Here is a 17,290-nt window from a genome sequence, read left to right as displayed (position 1 = left end):
TTCTTTATTGCATATTCTTCAAGTAAGTGAAGATTTGTTGATTAATTGCAGCTAGCTCTTTAGTAACTATAGCTATATCTGAGCTATCTGGCGCTGTATCGTTTCTGGTTTTTTCTTCTATTCTTTGAAACGCAATGACCGCGGTGTCTTCTCCGAAACTCTCTAAAATGCCCTTTAAACTATGAGCTAATAGATAGAGTTCTGACCAACATTTGCTTGCATATAGCTCATCTATACGCTCTATATCATTCGTGTGATCTTCAAGGTATGTAGAAAAAACAGTGACGATCAGATCTACGTCGTTATCCATGTATGTATTGAGAACATCAAAATTAATCATGTATACCCCTATTAAACGTTGAGGTAGAGGAATGTTTCGGATAATGAAGGCTTAGCCGAAGGTATGAATGGCATAACCAGTATTTGAGCAGAAATAGTTTGCTTGTCGCTTGAGATAAACTTACAAAAAGAAAGTCATTGTTAAAGATATTTTGACTTATATCCAAACGGCAATGGTCGAAATGTAGGGATGAAAAAACTTCAACTCGCGTGTTTTTAACACAAGTAGCAAAGGGGATGTTTCCAAGTAAAACGCCGAGTCGGTAAGTGTCTTGCAGTCCTAGTTTAAGGCTATCATTACATACGGACGCCAGACGTTCGCCAACTTTGACTATTCCTTCAGTCAAGGCTAACTCTCCTCATTAAGTACAAGTATAAATTAGCAATCTAGTTGCATATTGGCAAGTAATCTACGGCAAAAAAGGGACTCGCGTCCCTTTTGTATTACTAGCCTTGCTTAGAGTCCTGTTCTATTTGCTTCATAAGCTCGTTGGCTTTCTTCATAGCGCGTCTTGCGCTTGAAGTCCTTCGCTTATTAAGCAATATATCGGAGAAGCGTAAGTATTTATCAGCAGTTTTGAATCTTAAATCGTTAACATCCTGAAAACCAATAGGAAAGTTTTTCGAGAACAGATCCACATCCTTCACCAAGTTATCGAGATGAGTTGTCGTCCTTGCCTTTTCTAGGCGAGAATAAAAGTTTTCAAACTCTTCTTGGAACAGGATTCTAGCGGCATCTTCTGGAAACGGTAGAGGGCTGTTGGAATCTAGCGCTGTCTCATATAATTTCATTTCCAGCACTGCATCTTTCATAGCATTACTTATCTGTAAGTTCTCTTGATGCTCTTCTACGTTTGAAAAGAAGGTGTTCCCAACCTTAATAAGAGCAACAAGTGCAGCTGCGTCTTTCTTTTTGAGTGCTTCAGTGAGGTGCTGACCGAAAACATCGCTAGATAACGAACTTGGCGTGAAAGGATAACCTTGATGAATCTGATTTAACTCATCCTTGAGCTCATAGATGGATTTACTGCCGTCTTCTTTACTGTACCGAGACTTTTCAAGTTGACTGTTGATTTGCCTTGCTATCGAAAGTAACGTGGAGTGCTTGCTTGACTGAATATCTAAGGCAAGAACTTCTATTTTATGTGAGTCAGGGTAGTAGGTTTTTGCTTTATCAAGTATGGACTCAATTTCATCATAATTCGGGTAGTTGTTGGCATCAGAATTCAAAACCTGATCAATTTCAGATTCAAACTCGCTGAGAATATAGGTCTTGTGTAAGCGTAATAAGCCAGCCTTAACGACTGGATGTAAGCTTTTTTCACTATCAATCAGTGCCAAACTTTTTTCTGCTGGCGTATCAAGCTGCCACTCTTGTCCGGCAATTTGATCATTTTGCTTGCTAATAACGGTTTCCAAAGTGGCGATGGTTTCTTGTTGCTGCTGATAACCAAATACAATGCCGCTAACTAATAATATACTCGCTGCCGCGCCGCTAGAGATAGGCCAATAGCGCATATTCAATTTGCGTTTCAACTGCTCAGGGGTCAGCTCGTTCGGAATGATGCCAGTTGAAAATACGCTTGAAAATATTGGCCACTTAGATGCGGGCATGTTAGTTGGTTTAGAGACCTTGATCTTCTGTTTGAGAGCTTCATTAACTGGAGTTCTTGCGTAAGGGTGTTTGCAACTCAATAACTCGTAAGCAATACAAAATAGAGCAAACATATCGTCGCTTAAGTTCGGTTCCTTACCGGATAACAGGTTGAGTGATGCATAGTTGGGAGTATAACCAAGCGTTTCAACATTTTCGGATTTACGTTTAGCCGCATATTGATCCTGCTTTAATTGATGAGTTTTAGATACACCAAAATCAAGCAGCTTAACGTTACCCTCAGACGTTAAAATCACATTAGCGGGCTTTAGGTCGGCGTGCACTACACCAAGAGAGTGAGCATATGAGAGTGCATCGAGTACCTGATTTAGGATTGATAAAGTTGCATTAAACTTCAGCCCATGGGGCCTAGAACGCTGTATTAAACTCTCTAATGTTTCTCCGTTAATATACTCCATAACTAAAAAGTATATTTCGCCATCAACACCAAAATCAAAAACCCTAATGATATTAGGGTGGCTTAACCTTTGAGTTTGTTGAGCTTCACGTATTAACATGCGTGCAGTCTCTGGTTGAGAAGCAAACTCTTTCTGTAATATTTTTAACGCAACGTAGGGTGTTTCTGAACCTGAAGATTCAAGAATCTTATCTTTAGCTAAGTAAACATCGCAAAGCCCACCATGCCCAATAACCGACTCAATTTCATACCGATTTTTAACGGTCGTTCCTATTAAGCTTTCGTTAATAACATCTTTGTTATTATTTAATGAGTCATCTTTATTGTTTTTTTTCTTATTAACTAACGGAGTGTTTTCTTTTTGAGACAGTTTTGTATTTGTTTCATTTTTATTTTTAACGGAGGTTTCATTATTAGTGAGTTTGGTTGATTTAATTGCATTGTCTCGTTTTTGAGTCTTTACAATTTTAGTTTTATCTCCGCTTTCTTCGTTATTTATAGAATTGTTTTTATTACTGTCTTCCATCACAAGAACTCCGTATAAATGATGGGGGAATATATACCTTTCTGCTCAATGAAAAGTCATTATGTTAGAATTTCTCGGCCAAACTAACATTCGTTTTTTTATTGATGAAAGTCTAAGTGTCAAAAATTTGAACTTGGTTGGATAATTAAAATTGTTGAACAATACGTGATTGCTTTGATAAAAAAATGATTCATTATTCCGTGCATGATTTTCAATGGCATTATTAAGATTTTTATTAATCTTACTGTTAATAAGAAAGCAGTTAATAATAAAATTAAAAATAATATCTAGCAGGTCTTTGGCGAGGTTTACATGAAGTTGGTTTTAACCATAACAAGTTTTCACAAATTTACTCCAGAGATTGAGAGTGAGTTCGTGTTTGAATCAAGTGATGAACATGCCAAGGTTACATTTGGTAGGTCTGAACAATGTGATTGGACACTACCAGATCCTGAAAGAGTGGTATCCGGAACCCACGGAGAACTGATTAAGTTTGGTGACAAATACTTGATAAAAGACCTCTCAACTAATGGTACTTTTGTAAATAATGCTGTAACTCCTGTGGGTCAAGGAAATGAAATAGCACTAAGCGATGACGATATGGTTAGCTTAGGGGATTATCAAATTTCAGTTTCTATTCAAACAGATACAGATGTATTCAGTCTTGAGACAAGTAAAAGTCTTTCTAGCGCACCCCCTGAAGTAGTCTCAAGTCCATCGGAAGCAGAATTTGTTGACCTAGGCCTTAGTGCTAGTGAACTCTTAAACGAAAGTGTTCCTTCTGACTTTCAGCTAGATATTGGTTTAGTCGATGATTTTATTGATATCCCAAAGCCCGAAAAACAGAGCATCGTATCTGAAACTTTACCGAAGGTTAACCGACAATCAGAACACCTATCGACTCCCAACTTTGATACCAATGGGGGTGAACTTGCGGCTTTTGTTAGAGGGGTGGGTATAGATCCAATGATGATTCCCAGCGATAACCGAGAGGAATGGTTTGAACAACTGGGGGAGTCATTTTCTTTGATGCTAGTTGGTTTAATGGAAACACTGCATAACAGAGCAGTGTTTAAACAAACAAATCGACTGAGTCATACCGCATTTCGTAAGTCAGAAAATAACCCTTTAAAGTTTTCTGCAAACTTAGAAGATGCGATTCATAACTTATATAACCGTCAAACTGCTAGCTTCTTAAAGCCAAATGCAGCCATTAAAGAAGCATTTAATGACATCGAAAGTCATGAGCAAGCCTTAATGAAAGGTGTTGAAGGTACGGTTTCAAGTGTTATGTCACTTGTTGAACCTACTTCTATATACTCAGATGCTTTAGCGAAAGACACGGTTATTAATAAGGTTATTCCAGCTAGAAAATATGCTCAAAGTTGGAAGAGGTTTGAGGATATTCATGAAAAGCTATCCGATGATATTATCAATAAAGAGTCTCCGTTCTATTTAGAAGACTTCGCTAAGCACTATGAATTAGCATTAAAAAACAAGGGCTAGGAATTAGGGTGATGAAAAAGTTTTACCAATATATTTTGTTATTAATTTCAATGGCTTTATTTGGGTGCTCAGCAGCGAACCTAGTTGTTGATCCATACTCAGATTTAGAAATAGCAGCAAGTCATAACATTAATCCTGATTCAAACGGCAGGCCTTCTCCTGTAGTGGTGTATGTATTTGAATTAACGTCAAATACCATTTTCGAAAGCCAGGACTTTTTTTCTATTTATGAAGAAAGTGAAAAAGTCTTAGGACCTGATTTAGTGAATAAATATGAAGTTTCATTAACTCCAGGTCAGAAAGAAACATATCAAGCAAGTATGTCTCCAAAGACAGAATATTTAGGCATTGTCGTAGCGTTTCGAGATATTGAAAACTCAAATTGGCGACAAGTCATTAAAGTGGATAAGACCGGTTACAACACATATCAAGTATTGTTAGAAGATCTGTCTTTGGTCGTTAAATAACGTTTAGTTGGCTAATTATAAATGACGCAATACTCCAAGACGGCTTGGTGCGAAGGAATGTTTTTACGTCCCCAGCACTTCCAACAACAAGAACGCGCAACCTCTCAAGAATTAAAGGGCTTACATCAGTTAGGTGGGGTTTACAATTGGGGAGTTTGGAAATGTCGAGTAAAAAAACACGCGCTAAAAGATGGTCTTATTGAACTTGAGCATCTTGAAGCTGTTTTGCCAGATATGACGTTGGTTAATACGTTAATATCCAACGATTCAGTTTCGCCTCTACTTATTGATAAAAACACTGAAAATACGTTAGTAAAAATAACTCTCCCTCTTTCAAGTGTTACAGGTAAAAACGTTTCGGATGTAAGCGAATCGATCGTCTCTCGTTATGTACTTCAAGATATCGACGTGATAGATAACCTTACAGGACAAGATGAAGAAACCATCCAAGTTGCAGCCCTCAACCTAGAGTTGAAAGCGAGTAATGACAAATTAGCGGGTTATGTGGAGTTACCTATCTTAAGGATCAAAGAGGTAACTCCTGAAGGGGAAGTTATACTAGACGATGAGTACGTTCCTCCGCTTATCAATCTCCTGAGCGATAAAGTCATGTCAGCTTATCTACGTAACGTTATCGCGATGACAAAGATGCGTGCTGACGTTATTGCGCAGCGCTTGATTAAGGGCAAATCTGCATCGGCATCTGCTGTTGATTTCATCATGCTCCAAATGTTGAACCGATATGAGGCGAAGTTAAAGCATTTCAGTGAGTTAGATAGGTTACATCCACTGGAATTAGCGACGACACTTAAAGGTTACATTGGTGAGTTAGCCACTTTTTCTAATAAAACTAAAAGACTCCCAAGTTTGCTTGCGTATGATCACTTAGATGTATCAAGTGTTTATAGCGAGTTGAATCAGATACTCAGTCAGTACCTCAGTGTTGTTCTTGACCAAACTGCGACCAAACTTCCGTTGGAGCCTCGCCAATACGGTATTCAAGTGACGCCGCTTCCAGATAAACGCTTGCTTGAGTCATGCCAATTTGTGCTAGCAATTAAAGCAGATACCACAACAGATGAAATAAGACGCCTGGTCCCAGCGCAACTCAAGTTTGGCCCGGCAGAACAGATTCGCGATCTAATTAATAATCAGATCAACGGTATAAACGTAGTGCCGTTGAGTGTCGTCCCGAGACAGATTCCTTACCAAACGGGCTATGTCTATTTCGAAGTTGTCAAGAAAGGGCCATTTTGGATGAGGCTAAAAGATAGTGGCGGTATTGCGCTTCACCTATCAGGGCATTTTCCGAATGCTGAACTTGAGCTTTGGAGTATTAATCAATAGGCGCGCTCTGTATGGAACAAACGATAGTAAAACCAACACCGGGTGGAAGAGCACCCGCATCGAAACCACAATCAGAAAAGTCTGTGGATAATACCGTAGTTATCTCAAAAAGCCCTGAATTGGTGAACAATGATTCAGTGGTCGCTTATGGGAATAACTCTCTACTAGCAGAGGCGAATGGCCTGTTATCTATTATCGGTCAAATTCGGTCGACAGCGACTCATTCCGATCCGTTGTTTCTAAAAGAGACATTGGCACAAAAGCTTAGAGATTATGAGAACCGATTACGTCAGCATGACGTTGATTTGGATACCATTGATACAGCTCGTTATTGTTTATGCTGTTCACTAGATGAAGTTGTCCTTAACACCAATTGGGGTGGGCATTCATTCTGGAGTCACGATTCATTACTCAGCTCCTTCTATGCTAGCAGTCAAGGTGGGGAAGCGTTCTTTAAGCATCTTGATAAGTGCATGGCGAAACCAGATGCGAACTTAGATTTGCTTGAACTAATGTATGTGTGCTTATCTCTCGGGTTTCTGGGTCAATACCGTTTAGAAAAAAATGGACTAGAGTCGCACCGGAAATTGAGAAGACAGGTTATTGCTACTCTTAAGTCTTATGGGAGAGGAGTCCCTCAGGAACTAAGCAATAGTATCGACCAACACATTTTGAATGGCTCAAAGGCTTCTGATAGAGCTCCTCTTTGGGTTGTATGTTCTGTAACGGCGGCACTATTGGTCTGCATATATATGTATTTTAGTTATGAGCTAAATAAGGCATCCAATCGCACCTTTTCTCAATTAGTCAATTTGATTCAACCGCAACAACTTAACCAAGATGCAACGTCAGAATCAAAATCAGCGCCAATTGCAGAAAAGATTTCAATGTATCTAGCAACTGAGATCGGTAAGGGGCTAATCAATGTTGAGCCGCTGCAAGACAGGGTAAGAATTTCGTTAAAGTCTCAAGATCTATTTGAATCAGGTAGTGCTGATGTTGTCGCTTACATCCAACCCGTTATTTCTAAGCTTGCGAGAACATTGGAGTCGACCCAAGGCAAGATCATTGTTACTGGTCACACCGACGATAGGCCTATTTTCACGAGTAAATATCCCTCGAACTGGCACCTATCATTAGCTCGAGCCACTGCTATGTCTGAACAACTGATCTCGAATAGTGCATTAGAAGGGCGAGTGATACCCGAGGGATTGGGGGATGCAAGACCATTAGTTGAAAACAGTAGTGATGAAAACCGAGCTATTAACCGCCGGATTGAAATCGACCTTCTTGTCGCGAATTAATAATAGGTAGATAGAGATGCGTATTAAAGAAATTGGCAGAATATTTACTCAAAGATGGTTTCTCGGTCTTATAGGTGTCGCTGCTTGTTCTATTTTCATTTGGGTTGTTGGTCCACTTATTACCATAGCGGGATATGAGCCCCTAAAGAGTGACTTTCAACGGCTAGTCACTATTCTTGTGTTGGTGTTGCTTTGGGCGATATTTAACGTTACCAAGCAGCATAAGCAGAAGGTGAAAGAAGACGAAAGTATTCAAACGTTGCTTGAGGTTGATAGCCAATCAGATAAAGAAGCGGCAAGTGAAATTGACTTAATGCGCGAGCGTATTGAGCAAGCTGTCAAAGTAGTGACGAAAACACACAAAGGCAAGAGAAGTTTGTATGACTTACCGTGGTATGTATTGATTGGCCCTCCTGGAACGGGGAAAACAACCGTATTAAAGCAGTCGGGGTTAGAGTTTCCATTAGGAGACAGCCTTGGCTCTGACTCTATTGCCGGTGTAGGTGGCACTCGCCACTGTGATTGGTGGTTTGCAAATAAAGCAGTTCTTATAGATACGGCTGGCCGGTATACGACACAAGACAGTCAAGAAAAGGTCGACTCTAAAGCGTGGCATGGTTTCTTAGGATTGTTGAAAAAGTATAGAACGCAAAGACCAATTAATGGTGCGATTGTTACGATAAGTTTAGCCAGCGTGATGTCTCAGACTCGAACCGAGCGAAGTCTTCATGCTCGAGCAATTAAGTCGAGACTTCAAGAACTGAAAAACCAGTTAGGCATGCAGTTTCCGATTTACGTATTGCTCACCAAAATGGATTTAGTTGCCGGTTTCAATGAGTTTTTTGCCGATTTAAGTAAGGAAGAGCGAGAGGAATTATTTGGTTTCATGTTCCCTCGTGAAGTGGATGATGAAAGAGGCGTTATTTCTCTATTCAACAAAGAATTTCATGGCATGTTGGAGCGCCTTGATGCCCGTATGCTTAGAATACTTGAAACAGAGGACGATTTAGATAAACGCGCGCTTATCTTTGAATTTCCAAAGCAATTAAGAGTGCTACAAGCTAATCTTGACGAGTTTTTAGCTGAAATTTTTGCACAAAACAGTTTTGAAGAGCCTGCCTTGATTCGTGGTGTGTTTATGTTGAGTTCGGTTCAAGAAGGCTTACCAGTCGATAAGCTGATGAATGAATCAACCAATGGACTTGGGTTAAATCGTTTAGCTCTAGCAAAGAGTCAGACTGGTTCTCATAGTTATTTCGTAAAGAATCTTTTTGACAAGGTTATTTTCAAAGAGCAACTGTTAGGAACAGTTAATCGTCATTATCAAAAGCAGTCAGGTTGGATGCGTCGAGGTGTTTACATTGGATGTACAACGCTACTGCTAGGAGCTTCTGCGCTTTGGTTTATGAGTTATAAGTGGAACTCACAGTTAATTGTCGATACCAATGAACAAGCGAGCCATATTGATGCAATGATTGGCGCTCAAAGTTTAGATTTTGAAGCGGATATTGTTTCAGCTGTAGAAACATTAGATAGGTTGATGACGCTTCCTCTCGGAAAGCAAAGCGACTACGGTGATGCCGACTCTGTAAAGAGGTTTGGTCTCTATCAAGGAGACAAAGTGTCTCAGGCGGCAAACAATGCATATTCTGATGCTTTGACCCAATATTACGCCCCTCTGCTTCTTGATAGCTTGGTGTCAGAAATGGAGAGCAATCAACAGCATCGTGAGTATTTGTACGAAACGTTAAAAACGTATTTGATGTTATTCAATCCAGACAAATATCAACAAGATGAAGTGTTGGCTTGGTTTAACTTTTATTTCGAACGTCAATATCCGGGTGAGCTAAACGCAGACTTAAGAAGACGTTTGCTACAGCACACTCAATATTTATTAGGCAACGATGGACAAGGCTTTACTTACAACACTGCTGCCGTGACGAGTGCTCGAGAAGTGTTGACTCAAATGTCTCTACCTGAACGTGCTTATCAGCGAATGAAAATACAATTTTCTAAGAGTCATGTACCTTCATTTCGCTTGACTGATGTATTGGGACCTAAAGGGCTTGAGCAGTTCGAGCGAGCTAGTGGAAAACCGCTATCACAAGGCATTTCGGGTTTCTACACGTACAATGGTTTTCATAGCATTTTTCAGATTCAGATCAACCGTACAGTAAAAAGCTTAATGGAAGAGAACTGGGTTTATGGTGACGATCTTAAGGCTCATGAAATTGATCAAGATAGTGCCATCCAAGGCGTTCAGTCTCGATACTATCAAGATTATGTTAATGAATGGAAAACGTTGATCGAAGATATTCAATTGAAGCAGGCTCCGAGCCTAGAACTTGCGACAGAGCAAGCGAGGGTTTTATCTGGAGTTGAAAGACCAATCGAATCTTTGTTGAGAGCAATCCAAAAAGAGGTTGCTCTATCAAAAGTATCATTGTCAGAAAATCAAAAAGCCGCTTCTGAAGTTGCTGGTAAAGTTGCCAAAGTTAAGTTTTCAAATACGGCAGATAGACTAGACATGTATTTACCTGAAGAAAACGGCTTCAATGTTGCTCTGCCAGGTAAAGAAGTCGAATCGCATTTTTCAGAGATCTTACGCCTTGGTGAGCAAGACTTTGATGATATTCAACAAGCAATGGTTAACTTGCGTTCGTATTTAAGTGACTTATCAAGCTCTGGTAACAATCAGAAAATTGCCTACAAAAGTATTTTAGATGGAACCGTTACACAAGATGTCGCAGCTTCCTTCGCTCGTGCTAAAGAACTTTTGCCGAGACCATTTAATCAATGGCTAGGTGAGCTTTCTCAAGAGTCGGTTAAGTTTGCGGAGAGCGGTTCGAAGGATCATCTAAATCAACTCTGGGTAACACAGGTGGTCCGCCCTTATCAGCGGACTATTGCTGGCAGATATCCATTCGAGCCCAACGCGAGCAGAGAAGTTAGATTGAAAGACTTTAAGCGATTCTTTGGTTATGGAGGTACGCTTGACGCATTCTTCCAAGAATACCTCGAACCGTTTGTGGATACTTCGAAAAGTCGTTGGCGATTAGAAAAGGAAATTGGAGTTCGTCCAGAAACACTAATGGTCTTTCAAAGAGCGCAACGTATCAGGCAGTCTTTCTTTGAATCTGATAATTCCTTACGCGTAGAGTTTGGGATGAAGCCTGTTTATCTAGACCAGCACATTACTCGATTTGTCTTAGAGTTGGGTGGACAAGATTTGGTTTATAAGCATGGACCAGCAAGAGCTAAATCGTTGAGTTGGCCTGCCGGTCAAGATCAGACTCGAATTGTGTTCACACCACCTGAATCTAAACGCGAAATTGCGCATACCTATGAAGGTGAGTGGGGCATATTCAAGCTTTTGGATCAATCACTTAAAGCAAGGCCAGAATCGCGTAAAGACAATATAGTTATGATTGATTTAAAGGGAAATAAGGTGCAACTAGAGCTTATTCCTTCTAGTGCCATTAATCCGTTTTGGTCAAATGAAATGGAGAGGTTCAGATGTCCACGAACCTTATAACATCAGGCTGGGGTTATATCGGTAAAATGCCTGCAAAAGGGGACTTTGTGAAAGATGGTTTATCACAAGATTTCTCGGAGCGTTGGCATGATTGGCAACAGGCGGTTATTGCAGTCAGCAGGGAACAACTGGGTGAAAGCTGGAATGAGCACTTTTTAACGGCTCCTGTGTGGCACTTTGCTTTGGATATTAGCTATTTAGAAGACTCAACCTACATTGGTAGCATGATTCCTAGTGTTGATGCATGCGGTAGATACTTTTTCTTTACTATAGCTCGTGCCGTAAAAGGTGAAGCTGCGCAATATTGGGGTGACAGAGCTTGGACAGAGGACAGTGCCGCTCTTGCTCTTTCAGTACTTGAGGACGACTTTGTCTTTGATGTTTGGCATAAGAGTACTCAAGAAAAAAATGACCTCGTTGCGAATGTAACAAGTGAAGTGAGGCCTCTAGAGTTTCTTTATCAAAGCCAAATATCTACAGTTTTTCATGATCACGGCAATACTGATCAAAATACGCTTTTGAATTACCTCATTAAAGAAAAATTGAGTAAACCATGTTTTTGGTGGACTGAAGGTTCAACGAAGGTTGAACCATGCATGTTCATTACTAGTGGATTTCCTTCAATTGGTCAGTTTTCAGCCATGCTTGATGGTGGCTGGAAAAAGTGGAATTGGTAGGATAGAAGAATGAATTGGAACTATTTTACCTTTGCTAAATCGCACGCAGGAAAAGTACGCCCTTATAACGAGGATGCTCTGTTGGATATGACAGAGCAGCATATTTGGGTGGTTGCCGATGGAATGGGTGGACACAGTGCTGGCGATATAGCAAGCCAGATGCTAGTGGATAGAGTCGCGCGCCACATGCAGGATGTCTCCAATACTAATATCGATGATATCCGAAGAGTGGTTCAAGAAGCGAACTTAGAAATTTACCAATACGCACAAAATCACTTAGACGGTAAAACGATGGGGACAACACTTGTTTTGTTGTTTATTCAGGATGGGTATTACCACTGCCTTTGGGTGGGGGATAGCCGAATTTACCAGCTTAGAAGTGGTAATTTTGTCCAAAAAACACGTGATCATAGTCAAGTCATGGACTTAGTGGATCAGGGCTTATTGGCATTTGAAGATGCCGAATCTCACCCTCTTGCAAATGTTATTACCAGAGCTGTTGGGGTCGACGAAAGTGTCACTATTGATCAAGTTTCAGGGCAGTTGGCTGACGGCGATCAGTTTCTACTCTGTAGCGATGGACTCTCTAAGGAACTTACGAGTGATGAAATTCATCGGACATTGTATGCAGACTCAGTCAACCAAGCTGGATTAGCGCTCATGCATTCGGCTTTGGTTCGGGGTGCAAGTGATAACGTAACTTGTGCTTTGATCAAAGTTCGCCAAGCGCAAACGGAGTGCGAAACAGTAACTAGAGAAGACGCGACAATACCTGTCTTTCTAAGAGGGAGAGCTTATGAGTAATGAAATGTTTGATTGGTATGAACAAGCGTTGGCTCCTATATCTCAAGAAAATCCTACAGGTGTTGATCCTAGAGAGGATGTATCACCACAGTCTGCTTACTATCGGTTGAAAGATCAGCGTATGGCCGCCCGCAACGCTGAACGTAATGCTCTTATAGAAGAAGAAAGTATCTATACCCACAGTAATTTATGGCGAGTATTTATTGAAGATGTCCCAGAAATACTCACGAATCAGTCTAAAGATTTGGAATTTGTTGCCTGGCTTATAGAAGCCCTAACTCGATTGTATGGTTTTCGTGGTATGGGCGTTGGCTACAAACTCGCAACCAGTTTAATTGAGAACTTTTGGGATGATCTGTACCCAATGCCTGATGAAGATGGTATTGAGACAAGAATATCGGCGATTATTGGCCTCAATGGTATCGATAGTGAAGGAACACTTATTTTTCCAATTGCTTGTATACCATTGACTGACTTAGGCGTGGAGCAAGCTTATGCCTATTGGGAATATCAGCAAGCTATAGAGCTTGAGCGCTTAGACGAAGATAAGCGCCGAAATCGAGTCGAGCTTGGGGCTGTTGAGTTATCTGAAATTATAACTACGGTTAAGTCGACTTCTGATACGTTTTATCAAGAATTAATCACGGATTTGGAGTTCGCTACAGAATCATTTAATGAATTCAGTCAGCGATTAGACGAAGTGGTCGGTGATGTGACTCCTAGCTCTTATATATCAAAAAGACTTGAATCAATACACTCGGCATTAAAGCACCTTCTAGGAGATCGTTTCAATCAACCACAAGCCGTGTTTGAAGAGCTAGAGGATCTTGATGAATCTTCTTCTGAACAACCGTTAAGTTCACAAAGTTGTGATGCATTATTAGCGACAAACATGAAATCACGAGAGCAGGCAATTAGACAATTGCAGCAAGTAGCTGATTTCTTCCGAGAGAGTGAACCTCACTCACCAGTTTCTTACTCCATCGAACAGATTATTCGTTGGTGTGGGATGCCTCTGCCGGAGTTACTGGCGGAACTTATCTCCGACGGGGATGCAAAGAAAAGCTACTTCCGTTTGGTTGGCATAGCAGAACAAAATGAAAATTAATAAAGGGAGAATGGTATGACGAGTATCCACTCGAAACTATCACGAGTACGGAAGCCTCGTGTCCACATTACCTATGATGTTGAAACTGAAGGTACGACTCTTAAGAAAGAACTGCCTTTTGTTGTAGGTGTAATGGGTGACTTCGCTGGTCAAAACACAGAAGCGTTGAAGCCATTAAAAGACCGCCGTTTTATTCAGATCGATCGAGATAACTTTGACGATGTACTCAAAAAAATGAATCCATCGGTGAAGTTTAAAGTTGCGAATAAGCTTGCGAATGACGATTCACAGTTTGAGGTCGATTTAAACTTTAAATCAATGCAAGACTTTGAGCCTGCTGCGATCGTAAATCAAGTTGATCCACTACGCCAATTGATGGAAACGCGTAATAAACTGCGTGATTTGATGACAAAAGTTGACCGCTCAGAAGAGCTTGAAAATATCCTAGAGGATGTTTTGAACAATACGGACAATCTGGCAAGACTTGCAGGCGAGTTAGATCTTGACAAGAAAGCGAAGTCAGACAGTACTGAAGGAGCGGAATAATGACGACTGAAGCTGAAAAACAGTTAGATCCAACAGTTAATGAACAGACAACTTCATTCTTAGATCAAGCTATTGGTGCGACTAAGCAGACCGAAGCTTCTCGTGCTGAGGAGCTGATTAAAACGCTCGCTGAAGAAGCAATGAAAGGGACAGTTACTTGGAACAAAAACCTAACAGTAACTTTTCGTGAAGCGATTAATTTGCTCGATAGGCAGATTTCTGATCAGTTGTCTGAAGTAATGCATCACCCAGAATTACAGAAACTCGAAGGTTCTTGGCGCGGCTTAAATTATCTAGTGATGAATTCAGAGACCAGCTCTACTCTGAAAGTTCGCATGATGAGTATGACCAAGAAAGAGCTACATAAAGACTTGAGCAAAGCTGTTGAGTTTGATCAAAGCCAGATCTTTAAAAAGGTTTACGAGTCTGAGTTTGGTAGTGCTGGTGGTGAACCGTATGGTGCATTGATTGGAGACTATGAGTTTACCAACCACCCAGAAGATATTGAGTCGTTACGCCTAATGTCAAATGTAGCGGCTTCTGGCTTCTCTCCATTCTTGTCCGCGGCTTCACCAGCACTATTCGGCTTTGATGAGTGGACTGAGCTGTCAAAACCACGCGACCTAGATAAGGTATTTGAATCACTAGAATACGCCCAATGGCGTTCGTTCCGCGAGAGTGCCGATTCGCGCTTCGTTAGTCTGACGATGCCAAAAGTCCTTGCTCGTTTGCCATACGGACAAGCTACCGCTCCAGTCGAAGAGTTTGGGTTTGAAGAGTTCGAAGTAGATCCTGTTTCAGGTATTGCTGTTAACGCTGAACATAACGACTACTGTTGGATGAACTCTTCGTATGTTCTTGGTGTTAAGTTAACTGACGCATTTTCAAAATATGGATTTTGTACTGCCATCCGTGGTGCAGAAGGCGGCGGTCGAGTGGATAACTTGCCAACGCATTTCTTCATGAGTGATGATGGCGACCCTGATATGAAGTGCCCAACAGAGATTGGTATTACCGACAGACGTGAGGCGGAGCTTGGTAAGCTTGGTTTCTTACCGCTTTGTCACTACAAAAACACCAACTATGCAGTGTTCTTTGGTGCGCAAACCTGTCAAAAACCAGCGAACCATGAATCCCCTGAAGCAACGGCCAATGCGGCTATTTCTGCCCGCCTACCTTATATGATGGCAACATCTCGTTTTGCGCATTATTTGAAAGTAATGGCTCGAGATAAAATTGGTAGCTTTATGGAAGCAGAAGACGTTGAGTCTTGGCTGAACCGCTGGATCCTAGGTTACGTCAATGCTTCTGAAGGCGGTGGTCAAGAGATCAGAGCGAAATACCCTCTAGCAGACGCTCGTGTTCAGGTTAAGGAAATTCCTGGCGCACCTGGTTCTTACAATGCCGTAGCATGGCTGAAACCTTGGTTGCAAATGGAAGAACTGACGACATCTTTGCGACTTGTGGCCAAGATCCCTCAGTCAGGTGGATAAGAAACGAATTGGCTGGTCGAAAGGCCAGCCATGACCAATCTTTATGTTCTAGATGGAATTAGCAGTGTCACTTAACTTTCGCGACCCTAGCAAGCTAAAACATGAGTTCAGTACCGGAGGCTACGCTGAACTTGATAGCCCGTGGTTGACTCGATTCAATGAATCTTCTGATCTTGTATCGTCAGCGCGAATTTGGCTAGAAGGTACACGTTCAAGAGATTTGGACAGCTTTCGTCATAGTGTGATGAACACAATTAACCGCATTGATGAGCTATTAGAATCTCAACTAAATGAAATATTACATCATCCTGAGTTTCAACAGCTCGAAAGGGGGTGGGTTGGAGTTAGGTATTTATGTGAACAGGTTGATTCTCATTCATCGGATTCTGTAAAAGTTAAGGTTTTAACGGCGACATGGAATGAAATCAGTAAAGATGCTTTAAAAGCCATCGAGTTTGACCAATCAGCACTATTTAAGTTGCTCTATCAAAATGAATATGGGATGGCAGGGGGAGAACCCTTTGGTGTGGTGGTTGGAGATTATCAGCTTCGCTGTGATCCTAGTAAAAATTATTTTGATAGAGATCTGTCTGTGTTGAGTAAGATCTCTCAGTCTGCAGCTGCAGCATTCAGCCCATTTATCATGTCTGCATCGCCAGAGATGTTTGGTGTTGATAGTTTCGCTCAACTCTCTGCGATAAGAGATATAGCGGCCCAATTTGAACAGGAAGATTATGCAAAGTGGCGTAGTTTGAGAGACAACGATGACGCTAAATTTATTGGTTTGACTGCACCTAACGTCTTGTTCCGTCAGCCATACAAAAGTGATGGCTCGCGGAATGATAAATTCAATTTTCAAGAACACATCTACGACTCCAACCGAGATTTGCTATGGGGGAGTAGTGCGTACTGTTTTGCTGCCGTATCAATTAGAGCATTTCAGGAACATGGTTGGTTCACGCATATGCGAGGGATTAAACAAGGCGATTACAGTCAGGGTATTATCGTCGCTCCTACAAGGAGCAAGATGCGTGTTAATGGCAAGAATGATCGTGAAAGATGTCCGTTAAACTTGAAAATCTCTGAGAGAAAAGAACAAGAATTGTCTGAGTGCGGTTTTATTTCTATTTCTCCAATACCTGAGACCGATATGGTGGGGATGACCTCGAATGTATCTCTCTACAAGCCCAAACAATACGCAGAAAAGCATATTTCAACGAATGCAAAACTGACATCGATGTTGCAATACACATTGTGTGTATCGCGAGTCGCACATTATCTCAAGGTTATGGGGCGTGACAAAATTGGTGGGTATCAAGACGCAGAAAGCCTAGAGCGTGACTTTCAACGCTGGTTACATCAGTACACTACCGCATCAGATGAAGCGTCTGATGAGCTTCGAGCTAAATACCCCCTAAATGAAGCGAAAATTACAGTTCGAGAGAAAAGAGAAACTCCTGGACATTATTACTCAGTTATCCATTTGCGACCGCATTTTCAACTCGATCAAATGGTATCTAGCATTAAATTAATTACCGAATTATCACCAGAGCACATGGTGTAAGG

General features: G+C 41.1%; 13 protein-coding genes. 11 read left to right on the top strand and 2 right to left on the bottom strand.

Annotation, left to right across the window (positions count from 1 at the left end):
• Positions 1 to 4: 4 nt before the first annotated feature.
• Positions 5 to 340, bottom strand: a complete 336-nt coding sequence (locus R7F64_RS16225) for an Hpt domain-containing protein (RefSeq protein ID WP_031781126.1) — start codon at positions 338 to 340, stop codon at positions 5 to 7.
• 446 nt (positions 341 to 786) lie between these two features.
• Positions 787 to 2,937 carry a serine/threonine-protein kinase gene (locus R7F64_RS16220; RefSeq protein ID WP_318071897.1) on the bottom strand — a complete coding sequence of 717 codons (2,151 nt, stop codon included), beginning with the start codon at positions 2,935 to 2,937 and terminating at the stop codon, positions 787 to 789.
• 312 nt (positions 2,938 to 3,249) lie between these two features.
• Here R7F64_RS16220 and tagH point away from each other — a divergent pair, with 312 nt between their 5' ends.
• Genes tagH through tssC (R7F64_RS16165) form a run of 11 tightly spaced genes read left to right on the top strand, consistent with a single transcriptional unit; the run spans position 3,250 to position 17,288 of the window.
• On the top strand, positions 3,250 to 4,443 hold the full coding sequence (gene tagH / locus R7F64_RS16215; protein ID WP_205460987.1) for a type VI secretion system-associated FHA domain protein TagH: 1,194 nt from the start codon (positions 3,250 to 3,252) through the stop codon (positions 4,441 to 4,443).
• Between the two features lie 11 nt (positions 4,444 to 4,454).
• On the top strand, positions 4,455 to 4,910 hold the full coding sequence (gene tssJ, locus R7F64_RS16210) for a type VI secretion system lipoprotein TssJ (RefSeq protein ID WP_017820223.1): 456 nt from the start codon (positions 4,455 to 4,457) through the stop codon (positions 4,908 to 4,910).
• Positions 4,911 to 4,931: 21 nt separating this feature from the next.
• On the top strand, positions 4,932 to 6,257 hold the full coding sequence (gene tssK, locus R7F64_RS16205) for a type VI secretion system baseplate subunit TssK (RefSeq protein ID WP_318071896.1): 1,326 nt from the start codon (positions 4,932 to 4,934) through the stop codon (positions 6,255 to 6,257).
• Positions 6,258 to 6,268: 11 nt separating this feature from the next.
• Entirely contained in the window at positions 6,269 to 7,561 is a 1,293-nt protein-coding gene (tssL, locus tag R7F64_RS16200) for a type VI secretion system protein TssL, long form (protein ID WP_033907010.1), read from the top strand.
• Positions 7,562 to 7,577: 16 nt separating this feature from the next.
• Entirely contained in the window at positions 7,578 to 11,096 is a 3,519-nt protein-coding gene (tssM, locus tag R7F64_RS16195; protein WP_213961070.1) for a type VI secretion system membrane subunit TssM, read from the top strand.
• Positions 11,078 to 11,773 (top strand): type VI secretion system-associated protein TagF, encoded by a 696-nt coding sequence (tagF, locus tag R7F64_RS16190; RefSeq protein WP_005387528.1) that lies wholly within the window; start codon positions 11,078 to 11,080, stop codon positions 11,771 to 11,773. The genes tssM and tagF overlap by 19 nt, the downstream gene beginning before the upstream one ends.
• 9 nt (positions 11,774 to 11,782) lie before the next feature.
• A complete protein-coding gene (locus tag R7F64_RS16185; RefSeq protein WP_005375947.1) occupies positions 11,783 to 12,577 on the top strand; it encodes a PP2C family protein-serine/threonine phosphatase in 795 nt (264 codons plus the stop codon).
• The gene (tssA, locus tag R7F64_RS16180) at positions 12,570 to 13,685 is read left to right on the top strand and encodes a type VI secretion system protein TssA (RefSeq protein ID WP_025767711.1); all 1,116 of its coding nucleotides are present in this window, start codon (positions 12,570 to 12,572) and stop codon (positions 13,683 to 13,685) included. The genes R7F64_RS16185 and tssA overlap by 8 nt, the downstream gene beginning before the upstream one ends.
• A 15-nt stretch (positions 13,686 to 13,700) precedes the next feature.
• On the top strand, positions 13,701 to 14,231 hold the full coding sequence (tssB, locus tag R7F64_RS16175) for a type VI secretion system contractile sheath small subunit (protein ID WP_005387524.1): 531 nt from the start codon (positions 13,701 to 13,703) through the stop codon (positions 14,229 to 14,231).
• The gene (gene tssC / locus R7F64_RS16170; RefSeq protein ID WP_005375950.1) at positions 14,231 to 15,724 is read left to right on the top strand and encodes a type VI secretion system contractile sheath large subunit; all 1,494 of its coding nucleotides are present in this window, start codon (positions 14,231 to 14,233) and stop codon (positions 15,722 to 15,724) included. Before tssB ends, tssC (R7F64_RS16170) begins: the two co-directional genes overlap by 1 nt.
• A gap of 52 nt (positions 15,725 to 15,776) precedes the next feature.
• Complete coding sequence (gene tssC / locus R7F64_RS16165; protein ID WP_053349938.1) at positions 15,777 to 17,288, top strand: type VI secretion system contractile sheath large subunit; 1,512 nt, start codon at positions 15,777 to 15,779, stop codon at positions 17,286 to 17,288.
• Positions 17,289 to 17,290: the final 2 nt, after the last annotated feature.

Origin of the sequence: Vibrio sp. Vb1980 (genome assembly GCF_033338615.1) — a bacterium.
GTDB lineage: Bacteria > Pseudomonadota > Gammaproteobacteria > Enterobacterales > Vibrionaceae > Vibrio > Vibrio alginolyticus.
The sequence above is the reverse complement of the archived record's forward strand: the minus strand, read 5'-3'. Positions and strand labels throughout refer to the sequence as shown.

Coding starts and splice junctions, on each gene's coding strand:
- R7F64_RS16220 (WP_318071897.1), bottom strand. CDS start 2,937: ATGGAAGACAGTAATAAAAACAATTCTATAAATAACGAAGAAAGCGGA.
- tssA (WP_025767711.1), top strand. CDS start 12,570: ATGAGTAATGAAATGTTTGATTGGTATGAACAAGCGTTGGCTCCTATA.
- tssL (WP_033907010.1), top strand. CDS start 6,269: ATGGAACAAACGATAGTAAAACCAACACCGGGTGGAAGAGCACCCGCA.
- tssC (WP_005375950.1), top strand. CDS start 14,231: ATGACGACTGAAGCTGAAAAACAGTTAGATCCAACAGTTAATGAACAG.
- tssK (WP_318071896.1), top strand. CDS start 4,932: ATGACGCAATACTCCAAGACGGCTTGGTGCGAAGGAATGTTTTTACGT.
- tssC (WP_053349938.1), top strand. CDS start 15,777: ATGGAATTAGCAGTGTCACTTAACTTTCGCGACCCTAGCAAGCTAAAA.
- tagF (WP_005387528.1), top strand. CDS start 11,078: ATGTCCACGAACCTTATAACATCAGGCTGGGGTTATATCGGTAAAATG.
- R7F64_RS16225 (WP_031781126.1), bottom strand. CDS start 340: ATGATTAATTTTGATGTTCTCAATACATACATGGATAACGACGTAGAT.
- tssB (WP_005387524.1), top strand. CDS start 13,701: ATGACGAGTATCCACTCGAAACTATCACGAGTACGGAAGCCTCGTGTC.
- tssM (WP_213961070.1), top strand. CDS start 7,578: ATGCGTATTAAAGAAATTGGCAGAATATTTACTCAAAGATGGTTTCTC.
- tagH (WP_205460987.1), top strand. CDS start 3,250: ATGAAGTTGGTTTTAACCATAACAAGTTTTCACAAATTTACTCCAGAG.
- tssJ (WP_017820223.1), top strand. CDS start 4,455: ATGAAAAAGTTTTACCAATATATTTTGTTATTAATTTCAATGGCTTTA.
- R7F64_RS16185 (WP_005375947.1), top strand. CDS start 11,783: ATGAATTGGAACTATTTTACCTTTGCTAAATCGCACGCAGGAAAAGTA.